The organism is Parasediminibacterium schistidii, from assembly GCF_046546515.1.
Lineage (GTDB): Bacteria > Bacteroidota > Bacteroidia > Chitinophagales > Chitinophagaceae > Parasediminibacterium.
Genome location: NZ_JBKHKJ010000001.1, coordinates 279709 through 294145 on the forward strand (window position 1 = coordinate 279709; position 14437 = coordinate 294145).

The window sequence follows — 14437 nt, forward strand, 5'->3', positions numbered from 1 at the left end:
TTTTACTTATTTACAAATGAGGAAATACATTTTTATACTTGTAATTTTATTTTGCTCAATCATTTTCAATGAACGTGTTTTTGCTACCAATTACTATGTAAAGCCAACTGGCAGTAACAGCTATACTGGTAAAAGCCCAGCTACACCTTATGCAACCATCCAAAAAGCACATGATGTAAGCTTAGCAGGAGATACTATTTTCATAATGGCTGGCACTTATTCCACCTATAATAGTGCTGGAGACATTGTTACTGTTTCCCGCTCAGGAACTGCTTCAGCTTACATCGTTTATACAAAATACCCTGGCGATAATCCAATTATTAATCCATCATCGTGGAATGGGTTTAAAATAACCTATGGGGCTAGCTACATAGTGATTGATGGATTAACCGTGATGGGTAACAACGCCAATTTAACCCTGAGCGGCGCATTGGCACAGCCAGGTGGTTGTGCTTCTGTTGGGGCAACCCCCAATTCAGGCAGCAGGACCGGAACTTACAATACCAACGGCATTTACTGCGATGGCAGCCAAACAGGCGGCATTACACATCACATTATTATAAAGAATTGTGAAGTATATAACTGTGCAAGTGGCGGCATATCTACCAAGCAATCTGACTACATCACAATTGATGGCAATAAAGTGCATGACAACTGTTTATATGGGGCTTATGCAGGAAGCGGTATCAGCAACCTGAACAACTTAAATTGGGACACAAACACCACGGACTATAAAATAATAGTAAGGAACAATATTGTATATAACAATGAAATGTTGGAACCTTGGTATGGCTACAACTGCCAGATAACGGACGGCAATGGGATAATATTCGACAGCAACAACAACAGCAGTATTTCTATGCCCGCCTATACTGGCAAGAGCCTTTGTGAAAACAATATTGTGTACAACAATGGTGGCAGGGGGGTGAATTGTTTTCAGAGTGCCAATGTAACCGTACTCAACAATACCTGTTTCCAAAACTGCAAAAGCGCATCCATTGCAACAGATGGCGACATTACTGTTAGGACAACCGACAATATAAATGTATATAACAATATCATATTTGCAAGGACGGGTAGGCCAGCAACGGTGCTTTCTGGCTCTACTAATTTTTCTTCAAGCAACAATTTAATGTACAACAGCGCCCAAAACGGTTTTGGTGGCTTGTATAATGTGCTGGCAAATCCTGCTTTTACCGATACGGCCAATAAAATTTTCACCCTGCTTTCAAATAGCCCGGCCATCAATTCTGGTAGCAGTATTTCTGGGCAGTTTTCAACCTATGACATCACCAACCAAGCCCGCCCCTTGGGTGCCAGCCCAGATATGGGCGCTTATGAATACGCTACTGGATCAGCCCCGCAGTTTATGCCAGGCAACTTAGTGGCATTGCGTGCAAACACACAGTCTGCTACCACTGGCACTGTTTCTTTGGTTGAATACACGCCAACAGGCACAGCCACGGGCTATATGGCAACCATGCCATCATCTACTAGCGGCAACCGCCTCACCCTCACGGGTACGGGGTCTTTTGAAGGGCAGCTAAGCCTTTCGCTTGATGGGCGGTACCTGACTTTTACTGGTTACGACACTGCGGTTGGTACTACCAACGATGCTGCCGGGGCATGGGGGGCAACAAAAGTAATAGCCCGTGTTGGGTATGATGGCTCGGTGGACATTTCCACGAGGGTGCCTGCGGCTACCGCTTTCAATGGTGTACCAGTGCGCAGCTTGGCAAGCAAGGATGGCTCTGGGTTTTGGGTAGCCAGCAGCACTAGCAGCTTGCGTTATGTGGCTTTTGGGGCTACGGCTGCAACCACGCAGATAACGGGGGCTGCATACCGTTCAGTAGGCGTTTTTAACAATGGGTTGTTTGCCTGCTCCAATGGTGTAGTTGCTTTCAGCAGCTACCCTACTACTTCATCTACCCCAACATCCTTGGGCTTCACCCCATCATCAAACAACGGCACTTCATTTATAATGTTGGACACCGACCCCACCATTGGGTATGGCACTACTGGCTACGATGTGCTGTATGTTACTGACGCCTCCTCCACCAATACAGGCACAGGTATTTATAAATACTATTGCAATAATGCAGGCACAGCCTGGGTATTGGCAAACTTATACGACCCAAGCGGCACAGGCGCTACTGCTTATACAGCCATTACAGGCACTGTGAATGCGCTGGGGCAGCCAGTTTTGTATGCCATACAAGGCGGCACTGCAAACAATACTATTATTTCCATCATAGACAAGGCAGGCAGAACCGCCAACATGGCTTCTGGCACCACAACGGTAACCTCGCTGGCAAGCGCAGGCAGCACTGCTACTTTCAAGGGCATTGCTTTTGCACCCACCACCCATACTTGGAAAGGCACTACCTCCACTGATTGGAACACTGGAAGCAATTGGAGCGTGGGCACTGTGCCAAACGATGCCACTACTGCATCTGTTTACCTGCCTTATGGAGCTACACAGCTAATGCCCAACCAACCAGTTATTGGTGCTGGCACAACGGCAGCAGTGTATCATTTATGCGTGGCCAATGGGGCTGCTGCAACTATTGGGTCGGCGGCAATACTCACCGTTTCAAAAAATATCAGCAGCAATGCCAGTATCACTGGGGCTGGCACGCTGGGCCTGCAAGGCATAACAGCCCAGGGTATAAGCGGTGGCGGCAGCTATACGAACATTGCCCTCAACAATGCCGCAGGGGCAACCATTGGCAGTGGTACCGGCAACATGGCCAGCATATATGGCAGGCTCACTTTAACGGCAGGGACCTTAACCACAAATGGCAACCTGACATTAAAATCCACTGCCATGGGCGATGCAAGCATAGCAGCAATACCTGCTGCCAACACTACCCCTTTGGCGGGTAATATAACCGTGGAGCGGTACATACCTGCCAAGGCAGCACGCAAGCAGAGTTTCATAGGCAGCCCTATATCCCAATCCATCCGCAATGGCTGGCAGCAGCAAATTTACATTACTGGCGCAGGCACAGGTGGGCAAACCTGCGGCAGCACCACCGGCAACGGCGGCACAACCGATAAATACAACAGCAACGGGTTCGACAAAACAATTACCAACAAAGCAAGCATGTACACTTATGCATTGTCTGGAAGCGGTGCCAGCTGGGTAGCTGTACCCAATACGGGCAGCACCAACCTTACCCCGGGTATTGGCTATGCCATTAATATCCGCGGCGACAGGAACAGCGAGGCAGTAACCTGCGACAACCAGCTGAACCAGACATACCCTGCCGCCCCGCAAGCAGTTACATTAAGCACCTCAGGCACGGTAACCACAGGTAATTTGTCAGTAACGCTAAACGACCCGGCCATTCATTTATATACTTTGCTGGCCAATCCCTACCCATGCCCCATTAGCTTTACTGCTTTCAAGGCAAGCAACAGTGCCGCTATCAACAACAAGATGTGGACATACAGCCCAAGTTATTCCAATGGCAACTACACCACCTATTCCAACGGTATCATCACCAATGGCACCAATGCCGGGTACAACAATACCACCGGCGACTATATAGCCAGCGGGCAAGCCTTTTTTGTGGAAGCCAACACGGGGGGCAGCGTTAGTTTCCAGGAAAGCCATAAAATAAACACCGCCATCCCCAATACCCGTTTTTTTGGCACTACCGTAAATAAAATGGTACGGGTAGCCTTGAAAGACACGGGCAATACGGTGCTGGACGAGGTAGCCATCCGTTTCAACAGTAATGGCAGCGACAGCTACACACAATCTTGGGACGCAGTATCCCTGAGCGGTGGCAGCCAAACCTTGGCCACATTAAAACAAAGCAAACGGTTGGCGATTGCCACCCGAGCGGATTATAAAGGAAATGACACTGCCATGCTGGATATACGCAGTTCCACAGCAGGTGCTTTCCATCTCACCTTTAATGATTTTGAAGGGTTGGACAGTACTGTTTCCATTGTACTAAGGGACAAATTTTTATCAATAAGCCAAGACATCAGGGTAAACAATACCTACGCTTTCAACTGCACTGGCGACACCAATAGCATGGGCAGCCATAGGTTCGAGCTGGTATTTGAAAGCAAACCTACGCTGCTGCCTATTAAGTATATCAGCATGGTTGCTGCATTGGTGGATGGGCTAGCAAAAATAAGCTGGGCAGTATTAGGGGAGAAGGATATAGTAGTTTACGAAGTAGAAAAATCTACAGACGGCATTTCATTCCAATCAATAGGAAAGGTAAATAGCCAAAATTATGGCTTGGCCAATTACAAATGGATTGACAGCAGCCTTGCCAATGGTAGCAATTATTACCGCATAAAAGCAACAAGCAATAACGGAACGGTAAACTATAGCAACGTAGCTATGGTAAGCAATACATCAAGCAGTTTTGTTTCAGTATATCCTAACCCAGTAGTTGGTCGAAAAATTTCATTGGTGTTGAAAAATATAATGCCAGGCACTTACGACTTGGGTATGTACAATAATTTAGGGCAGAAAGTATATCAAGAACAGATTAACTATAGTGGCAATGGCATTTGCCAATTAGTTACACCAGGTAAGTTGCCATCTGGTACTTACTCTTTAGTACTACGTCATACTAGTACGGCGCAAGTGGTTAATTCAGCAATGTTGATAGTAAAGCAAGAATAATTTTTGGGATTGAAAATCATTCATTGATGAATAGGAAAGCAAACATTTTTTGATTTTTTTTTAATAAAATATACGACATGAAAAAAATAGCCATTGTGCTTAGTTTACATTTATTAGCATTGGCTTATTCACCTTTGTGGGCTACGAATTATTATGTAAAACCTGCCCCCGCAGGTAGTAATAGCAACAAAGGGACCAGCCCTACTACACCGTTTGCCACTATCCAAAGGGCACACGATGTAAGTTTAGCAGGAGATACCATATTTTTCATGGCTGGTACACATACTGCGTATAACACGGGAGGAGATATTGTAACCATTTCCCGCTCTGGTACAGCATCTAAATATATTGTTTACACAAAATACCCTGGTGATAACCCCATTATCCATCCCACCAATTGGAATGCTTTTAAAATTACTTATGGGGCGAGCTATATTGTAATTGATGGCCTTACAGTGCAAGGGAACAACAGCAACCTTACTTTAGCAGGTGCTTTGGCACAACCTGGCGGCTGCCCTGCTGTAGGCGCAACACCCAATGGAGGAATTGCTGACGGTACTTATAATACAAACGGCATCTATGTTGACGGCAGTCAAACGGGTGGGATATGTCACCATGTAATTGTGAAGAACTGCGAAGTATATGAATGTGCTGGCGGGGGCATATCTTCAAAGCAATCGGACTATATCACATTCGAGGGCAATAAAGTACATGATAACGCCATATACAGTCAATTTGGATCGAGTGGGATAAGCAACCTGAATACACTGAACTGGGACAATGACACTATAAATTACAAGATAATTGTAAGGAACAATATTGTTTACAACAATGAAATGCTGGAACCTTGGGTTGGATACAGTTGTCAAATTACCGATGGCAACGGTATCATATTTGATAGCAACAACAACACAAGTATTTCAATGCCGGCCTATACGGGCAAAAGCCTGTGCGAAAACAATATTTGCTATAATAATGGAGGTAGGGGCATCCATGTTTTTCAGGGAAGTAACGTTACAGTGATTAACAATACTTGCTACCAAAATTGTAAAAGCAGCGCAATAGTAGATGGCGACTTGAATGCAAGCTTTTCAAGTAATGTGAAATTTTACAACAATATTGCTTATGCCCGAACGGGCAAGCCTAGTTCTACACTGGCCAAGTCCACTAATTTTACTGCCGACTACAATTTGTTTTACAATGGTAGCAAAAATGCGTTTGGCGGCACGCACAACATGGCAAGCAACCCATTGTTTACCAATGCCAGCATGGGCGATTTTACCCTTTTGCCAAATAGTCCCGCCATTAACGTGGGCAGCAGCGTAGCTGGCCAGTTTGCAGATACGGATTTGCTAGGCATAAAAAGGCCTATAAGTCCATTGCCAGACATGGGGGCTTACGAATATAACAAAATATATACTGCCAATAAACAGTTTACGCCCGATTACTTGGTGGCATTAAAAGCAAATGTTACAACCGGCATTACTGGTACAGTGTCTTTAGTTGAGTATGTAACTGTTGGTCCAGCAACTGGTTATGCCGTCGCTATACCAGCCACTACAAAAGGCAAAAGATTGGTAATGGGTGGCAATGGCTCTTTTGAAGGGCAGTTAAGCAGATCGGCAGATGGGCGTTATTTATGTTTTGCGGGCTATGATACCGCTACTGCTATAGCCAATACTACCACTGCGGCATGGTTAGCCACAAAAGTAGTGGGCAGGGTGTCTTTTGATGGTTTGGCTGACTTATCTACAAGGATACCACCATCAATTGCCTATAAGGGTTCAGCCATGCGGAATGTGGTAAGCAATGATGGGTCTTCTTTCTGGGTAACCAGCAATGCTATATCCCCATCGCTGCAACAGGTTAATTTTAAAGATACCAATGCAGCCATCCAAATAAATACCAATTCGTATAGGTCGGTAGGTATTTTCAACAATTCCTTATATGCCTGTGCCAACAATATTGGCACTTTCACTGGCTTGCCTTTTGCTGCTGCTGCTACCAAAAGCCTTGGTGCCAACCCAGCCTCTGGCAATGGGGCTTCCTTTGTTTTGCTGGATACCGATTCCTCAATCAGTTATAACAATACAGGCTATGATGTGCTGTACATTAGCGATGCCAATACCAGCAACAAAGGCACGGGTATTTATAAATATTATTGGAACACGGCCGTAACCCCCAATGTTTGGACGTTTGCCAATGCGTATGACGTTACCAAAACAGGCAATGCCATACCTGCTATTATAGGTAAGGTAAATGCCCTGAACCAACCTGTGCTATATGCCGTTACTGGCAATGCAGCTAACAATGCTATTATTTCCATACTCGATGCTGCTGGCAGGACTGCAAACATGGACAGTGCCAATGTTACTGTAAATACAGTAGCCAATGCGGGCAGCGGTGCTATTTTTAAAGGGGTAGCTTTTGCACCTTTGGCAAATGCTTTGCCATTGCCAGTGAAACTGGTTTCTTTCACAGGTTCTGTAGTGGATGGCAAGGGGCAGCTAAACTGGTCAACCTCGGCAGAAATCAATACAAAATCATTTGTTGTTGAAAAAGGGTTCGATGGCATCAGCTTCTTTGCTATTGGCAGTGTGGCTGCAAACAATACAGTTTCTGGCAGCAATTATTCCTACAAAGATGCATTAACCTATGGTGTTGCCAACTATTACCGATTGAAAATAATGGATAACAACGGGCAATACACCTATAGTAGTGTAGTCAATTTGAAAGGTGGGGATGGCCAAAATGAAATATCGGTTTCCCCAAATCCCATGGTAGGTAATACCCTTACAGTTAGGCATCCTAAAAGTGTGCTTGGCGCTACTATTACCGTTGCAACGATAGAAGGTAAAATATGCAAACAAGTGCCTGTTTTTAATGTTGCTACACAAACAAGTTTCATGATAGATGGCTTGCTGAAAGGCAGTTATGTATTGTCTTATAATGGCTTGGGTAAAAAAGTTTCGGTGGCATTTATAAAAAGATAATGAATGACAATATACCCCTAGAAGGCTTTCAAAAGCCTTCTAGGGGTATCGGGATGGGATGTTTCAGTATTGCTAAATAAGCCTTTAGTGTGTTCCAGCCACTTTGGTTAGTGCTGTAGGATTTGAATTGCCATATGTCTTGTGAAAGACCTAAGTATAGCCATACGCCACAGGTATGCGGTAGCGGAGCGAAGAGAGAGGCCATTCCCTCATTTAAGATAAATAAAGTCATTAGAACGAACACCCCTTAATACCTGAACCCTAATTTTTAACCCTATTATTTGCCAATGGAATAAAAGAATAATAAAATCTTCATCAAATAAATAACCTCTATGAAAACGATTAGGTCGCCATCCTGTCTATGCTACTATTTTTTTGCTTGCTTGCCACAAGTCTTTTATCGATAATGGGTACTCAACCCATTGCAATCAACAAATTTTATTTTACAAACTTGCTTTGCTAAGGATAAACAAATATCCTGTTCTTAGCCTTGCCAATAGTTTAAAAAACTTGAAATATGAAAAAAACATCAAGGCATAGCTATGCCCTTTTAAAAGCGATATGCATCCTGTCCATCATTTGCCATTGCACTTATACCAGCCTTGCACAAACCCCAAAAAAATACTACATCACCCCGGTTGCGCTCTCGCCTGTGGGTGATGGTAGTGGCAACTCGCCCACTAACCCAAAACTATTTGCCAACTTCTCTTCTTATGTATTGAACAGTGGTTTTAATCCTGGAGATACTATTTTCTTGTTGCCCGGTACCTATTCAAAAACCACCACAGCTATTTTTACCATCAGTGCCAATGGCACGGCTACTCAGCCTATCGTCATCACTAGTTACAACAAAGCCAACAAGGCCGTTTTGCAATTGGGCGATAACAATTACCAGGGTATCCTCGTGAACAATGGGGCAAGTTTTATTGTGATTGACAATATAAAAGTGGTAGGCAATATGTCTACTGTAAAACTAACCGATGCCATCCAACAGCCTGGTGGATGCTATGCAGGTGGAAGTGGCACAGTGTTGCCCAAGTTCAATGGCTCGGGCATAGCTATTACCGGAAAGATTTTGAACACACCTATTCCACACCACATAACCGTTCAATACTGCGATGTGTCTCAGTGTGCCTGTGCGGGCATTGGGTCTGTAATGGCTGATTATTTAACCTATCAGTTCAACACAGTGTATAACAATTGTTGGTATTCAATCTATGGCGGTAGTGGCATTTCTAACCTCAATGCCCAAAATGTATCGGGCTATCCAAGGGGGGCAAATGATTATACCATGGTTATCGCCAACAATATTGTGTATGGCAACCAATTAATTGTTCCTTGGTATAATAAAGGGGCTTGTGTGAACTATGATGGCAATGGGATTATTGTGGATACCGATAGCAATACGAATATTGTAGATACACCATTCAATGTTGCGCCTTATACAAACCCTTATACGGGTAAAACATTAATCACCAACAATGTGGTGCACAACAATGGTGGCCAAGGCATTCATATACTCCATAGTAACCGGGTGGACGTGATTAACAATACGGTTTTCTATAATAATAGGGCAAGTTATAGCAGCACGGGCGCAGAACTTTCTAACCAAGGATCTGGTTATGTGAATATGTATAGCAATATTGCTCAAGCAAGAACGGGTATCCTTCCAACAAGGAAAATTGAATCGCCTTCAAATTTTAATTACGATTTCAATTTAATTCCAAACAGTGGCAATTCAGATTTGACTAAGGGGTATTTTACAAACTATTTGCACGACATCACTGGCAACAACAGCCCGAACTTTGTGAGTGCGGTTGATTACCCCGCACCTGCTTTTGGCACTGCCCCGAACGATTACCCCACGGCAGCCTCTTTAACGCCTTATACTGGGAACCTGCAATTGCAAAACACCAGCCCTGCAATAGATGCAGGCAGTTATGTGAGCGGGCAGTTTGCACCAAAGGATTTACTAAACACTTATAATAGAGATGTAGATCCAGATATGGGGGCTTATGAATACCAAGGGAATGATGTTGCTGCTGTTGTAGGAACGGGAACTGGCGTGAATCGAAAATATTTTGACCTCACTTATCCCAACCAATTCACAGGTACAAGTACTTCAGGGATAGATAATTCTATTAACTTTTATTGGCCTACTGGCACATCGCCTATCGGTACCGATAATGCCTATTCAGCCCTGTGGTATGGCAGCATCCAAGCAAAATATTCTGGTACTTTTACGTTTACAACCTATTCCGATGATGGCATCAAACTATTTATAAAAAATACCACCACGCCAGTCATAGATAATTTCACGCCACCAACTGTACAAACGACTACTGGATCCGTTTATTTGCAAAAAGGGATAAAATATGCCTTGCAAGTACAGTATTATAACCAGTATAATGGGGGTAATGCCAAACTTTCTTGGACACACCACCGCTCTGCTGTAGAAGTAGTACCCACGCAATATTTATACACAACAGGTGGAAGTGCCACGCCTTATAGTACGGTATTGGTCAATAATTTAGTAGCCGAAAATTCATCGAAAGTTAATCCTATTGCAGTATATCCCAATCCTGTTAGGGATATAGTGAATATAAGTTTTACGGCAGATACGGAAGGCGATGCAACCATTGAGTTGTTAAATACCGCATCACAATTGGTAAAGCAAAAAAACTATAAAGCAATACAAGGGAATAATAAGGCGTTGGTGAATGTAAAAGGCTTAGTGCCAGGTATATATATCTTGAAAGTAAAAATTGCTCAAAACCCAGAATCAATAACTAGAGTAATAATTAGGGAGTAATAAGTACGATGTCGGGCTTAGGTTTAGCTAAAAACTAAAATCAGCTACTATATAATCTAGCTTCATGTCAGACAGGCCTGCAAAGCCCCCAAGGAGTGGTATATACTAGCGATGGGTATAGCCCATCGCCTAAGTTTTTTATACGCTTACTTTTATTTACCCATTAAACCCGGATTTTGCAGTTGAAATCTATTGCAAGACCCAACTACTTCAAACACAAACACTTGCTTGATTTTTTGGCCTCAACGTAGTGTACTATGTTTTCAGCCAAAAAATCGACTCAAGTGCTTGTGTTTATTGCATTTGAGCCTTTCATAACGAAGTCAACTGTAAAATCCGGGTTAAAAACAAATGCCCCATCCTAAACCAGATGGGGCATTAATACCTTAGTTATATGGTTGTTTGCTTAGGCTTGCACGTTACTTTTAGTCACCCTGCACATTCCCTAAAAGCAAATAGCCCTGTACTTGTTGATACGGGCATCACTTTATATGGCATTGATTAAAACTGGAGTTATAAGTATAGCAATTGGTGGAGAAATGCTAATTGATTCAATTTATACAGTAGCCTATGGCTATAAAATATAAAAAGGTGCAGGTTCTCCTTTGTGTAGCGAAAAAACACCTGGGTAACAAGCTATTTTTTAAACCCATAAACGCAATGCCTGCAACCATTGTTGCAGCAATAGCCCCTTAGGGTATGGTACAATGCCGTGAATACACAATTGTTTCCTTCTTTATAATAATGCAGGTCTTCTATCAGCATTTCTTTTTGGGTAGGGAATTGGTATGCCTTTGCTACTTGCATATCGTGGTTTATTTTGACAAGGCACTCGCTGCAAAGGCACTCGAAATAGGTATTAGATAAAAAATTGATTGCTTCTTGGTTTAGCTGCACCGTATTGCACTGGCAATTGGCTATATCACCCATTTTGCAGGTAAAAGCAGCACTACACTTGGGGCAATATTTTTCTTCGTGTTTATCCATCAGTAAAACTAAACAGCTAACTGCACAATACGGTTGGCTGTTTAGTAAAATATTCTTTGTTCAGTTAGGATTGCCATTTTTTTCATTATGCTTTTAGGTTGGGGTGAAATAGCTTCCGCTATATGGCTTAAGGCATGATATTGAATGGTAATAATAGAAAAGTTATTTGCAGGGATGTACTGAATTGAAAAATTAAGTAGTTGCTTCGTATTTATTTATATTGTTGCACTAAATCTCGTTCAATGCTTAAACGCAAATTAAAGTCATTTAGGCTTTCCCTTGGAAAATGGCTTATCGATTCCACTGGCAAAACAATAAAACTTGACACAAAAACATCCAAAAAAATCCTTTTTGTTCATTATGACGGGAAAATTGGAGATTATATTGTAAGCTCATTTGCCTATAACGAACTAAAAAATCAAGCGGAGTTATTTAAAATAGATATTGCCGGGGCAAAAGGAAACAAGGAAATAATTGAAGCCGATAGCAATATAAGCAAATTGTATATCCTTCAAAAAAACAGCTATTATCATATTGTAAAAACAGGCCTGTTACTAAAAAAAGAAAAATACGATGTTTTAATAAATCCAGCACCACAGCTTAGAAACAGGGATTTGCTATTTATAAGGCTAGTAAATTCACGCTTAAACATTGGGTATAAAAAAGAAAGTTATAAAATATTTGGGCTAAATTATTTATTGCCTGCTAGCCATGCAAGCAATATATATGCACAAATTTTAACACTTATAGGCATAGTGCCTACTAATACCCATTATATACTTCCCCAAAACCCTGCGAAAGAAAATGAAGCGTATGGGTTTGTAGAAAACATTTGCGGCAAAAAAATAATAGCCATCAATTTATTTGGTGCTTCCAGGAGCAGGAAGTTTACAAAAGAAACTGCACTTTTATTGCTTGATACAATCAAAACCGCATTTCCTGGGTATACGTATGTATTGCTTACCTATCCCGCCATAAACAGCATTGTTTCTGAAATAATCAATGAGGCAAACGACCCAGAGTTCTGCTCGTTCCAGCAAACTACTTCCATTTTTCATACCATTGCCATTATTCGCAAAGCAGCTTTGGTGGTTACGCCCGATACAGCAATTGTGCATATTTCAGATGCACTAGACAAGCCATTGCTTGCATTTTACTCTGATGAGGAAGACAATTTTGTCCGCTGGCACCCAGTTGGCGAAAAGGCAGTAGTAGTAAGGTATATAAGCAACATCAACAATGTTTCATTTAGCAAAGTGGAAAATGCACTAAAAAAAATAGCTGATGCCTAGGTGGTAAGAAGTAGCAACCTTTCTTTTATTAGTTTTTTGTGGATGTATGCGGCAATTTTGTTTTGATAGTTTTTGCTACCCAATTGTTTTACCCACCTAATGCCCGAAATGCTATTGGTTAAAAACAATTCATCAGCTTCCATCAAATCTGCTACGGTCAAGGGCACTTCAGCAGCCTCCACCCCAATAGAAGCAAGGTTTTCTAACAAATATCGCCGCATCACTCCATTGATGCCTCCTTCGTCTAGGCTAGGTGTTTTTGCTATACCATCCTTTACAATAAATACATTGGCAATGGTGGCATCGGCTACCCTATTGCATGGGTTTAGCAAAATGGCATCATTTAGCTGCTCTCGTTTTACCCATAATGCCGCCATAGCATAGCCTAAAAAATTATTGCTTTTGATGGCAGAGAAACGATCGCATACTTTTTTTGCATCTTCAAAAACACCTATAATTAACCCATTTTCGTTCAGGTTATTGATAGATGGGTTCAATGACCAAGTTTGTATGATATAATTGGGGGTGTGGTTTTGCGGATCGTACAAGCCCCCGTCGCCACGATAAATGGTTAGCCTTACCCTTGCTAGTGGATGGTGGTTGTTTTTGGTGGCCAGTGCCAAAACCTGCGCTTGCAAGTATGCGGGGGTAAAATGGGCAGGCACATCAAATTGCAACAAAGCTAGGGACGAAAACAACCGATCAAAATGGTAATTGCCCAGCAAAAGTTTGCCATTGCTTACTTTCATCGTTTCAAAACACCCATCGCCATACCTGAACGAACGGTTGCTGGGCGAAATAGCAGCATTGCTTTCCCTAAGTGTTTTCCCATTTTGAATAAGGTATGTGGTGGCTGGCATTTTGCAAAATTAGGGTTAAGGGGAGTGGGATAGGAAAAGAATTGGGTGCATTTCAAATCTTAGCTTTTTATTTATCGGAAACACACGTAATTGATGGAAATAGCCGAACAAACCCTTTAACCTCGCCCCACCCCTACCTCACCCCAACCCTTTCCAAAGGGAGGGGCAAGAACAAGGGAGAGAGAAGGAAAGAGGGGAAATTGAAGAACTACTCGCAGATTTGAAATGGGTTATTTTATTCTTTTTCCGTCATTTATTTTTTTTAGAGTCTATCTTTTTGCTTGTAACTCATTGTTATTCAACTATTTTTTGTTTTTTTAGCCTCGTTTTTCATGATAATTTAAGTGAATTTTATGATGATTTATTGATAATGGAGTAATAGTTTTATTGTAAGAAAATGATAATTTATTAATAAGAAACTGATAAGATTTTGATGGTGGATTATCATTTTGCAAAGTCATTGACCAGTTTGTCATGAGCTAAAGCTAAGATGGCCAGTTCCTGTTTTAATGTAAAGTTAGTATGGATATGTATAAAGCCCAACATGAAAATTCTATATGGGGGAAATATGCCCCCATTGGCGTCCAAAATTTCCCCCATATAGGATACTTGTTTCACTTCAAACACTAAGATGGTTACTAATGCAACATGTTCTAAGAAGTTTATTATTCAGCCTTTTGTAATGCCATCTAGCCTTTAAAAAAATAATGCCATTTTTTAATTCAAATCCCCTATAATTTCATAATATGTTTTTTCTCAAAACAAGAGATAATAAATCATGCTGCTGTTCATCGATTTTTTTTAATTCGCACTTTTCCTTAAAAATGGCTTAAATTTTG

The 14437-nt window shown here is 42.0% G+C and carries 6 protein-coding genes; 4 read left to right on the forward strand and 2 right to left on the reverse strand.

What is annotated here, in order from left to right:
- The first annotated feature begins 16 nt into the window (after positions 1 to 16).
- The 3 genes from ACHFIY_RS01025 (at position 17) to ACHFIY_RS01035 (ending at position 10459) form a co-directional block, all read left to right on the forward strand.
- Entirely contained in the window at positions 17 to 4654 is a 4638-nt protein-coding gene (locus ACHFIY_RS01025) for a beta strand repeat-containing protein (RefSeq protein WP_410844174.1), read from the forward strand.
- A 77-nt stretch (positions 4655 to 4731) separates the two neighbouring features.
- A complete protein-coding gene (locus tag ACHFIY_RS01030; protein ID WP_410844175.1) occupies positions 4732 to 7647 on the forward strand; it encodes a right-handed parallel beta-helix repeat-containing protein in 2916 nt (971 codons plus the stop codon).
- A gap of 517 nt (positions 7648 to 8164) precedes the next feature.
- A complete protein-coding gene (locus tag ACHFIY_RS01035; protein ID WP_410844176.1) occupies positions 8165 to 10459 on the forward strand; it encodes a T9SS type A sorting domain-containing protein in 2295 nt (764 codons plus the stop codon).
- Positions 10460 to 11095: 636 nt separating this feature from the next.
- Here the strand turns inward: ACHFIY_RS01035 and ACHFIY_RS01040 are convergent.
- Entirely contained in the window at positions 11096 to 11446 is a 351-nt protein-coding gene (locus ACHFIY_RS01040) for a cysteine-rich CWC family protein (protein ID WP_410844177.1), read from the reverse strand.
- Between the two features lie 242 nt (positions 11447 to 11688).
- Between ACHFIY_RS01040 and ACHFIY_RS01045 the strand changes: the two genes are divergently transcribed.
- Positions 11689 to 12738 (forward strand): glycosyltransferase family 9 protein, encoded by a 1050-nt coding sequence (locus ACHFIY_RS01045; RefSeq protein ID WP_410844178.1) that lies wholly within the window; start codon positions 11689 to 11691, stop codon positions 12736 to 12738.
- Here the strand turns inward: ACHFIY_RS01045 and ACHFIY_RS01050 are convergent.
- On the reverse strand, positions 12735 to 13598 hold the full coding sequence (locus ACHFIY_RS01050; protein WP_410844179.1) for an aminotransferase class IV: 864 nt from the start codon (positions 13596 to 13598) through the stop codon (positions 12735 to 12737). The two genes, ACHFIY_RS01045 and ACHFIY_RS01050, sit on opposite strands and share 4 nt — an antisense overlap.
- Positions 13599 to 14437: the final 839 nt, after the last annotated feature.

What these genes read in the sequence shown, in the direction of transcription:
- ACHFIY_RS01035 (WP_410844176.1), top strand. Translation starts at nt 8,165, where the DNA reads ATGAAAAAAACATCAAGGCATAGCTATGCCCTTTTAAAAGCGATATGC.
- ACHFIY_RS01045 (WP_410844178.1), top strand. Translation starts at nt 11,689, where the DNA reads ATGCTTAAACGCAAATTAAAGTCATTTAGGCTTTCCCTTGGAAAATGG.
- ACHFIY_RS01050 (WP_410844179.1), bottom strand. Translation starts at nt 13,598, where the DNA reads ATGCCAGCCACCACATACCTTATTCAAAATGGGAAAACACTTAGGGAA.
- ACHFIY_RS01025 (WP_410844174.1), top strand. Translation starts at nt 17, where the DNA reads ATGAGGAAATACATTTTTATACTTGTAATTTTATTTTGCTCAATCATT.
- ACHFIY_RS01040 (WP_410844177.1), bottom strand. Translation starts at nt 11,446, where the DNA reads ATGGATAAACACGAAGAAAAATATTGCCCCAAGTGTAGTGCTGCTTTT.
- ACHFIY_RS01030 (WP_410844175.1), top strand. Translation starts at nt 4,732, where the DNA reads ATGAAAAAAATAGCCATTGTGCTTAGTTTACATTTATTAGCATTGGCT.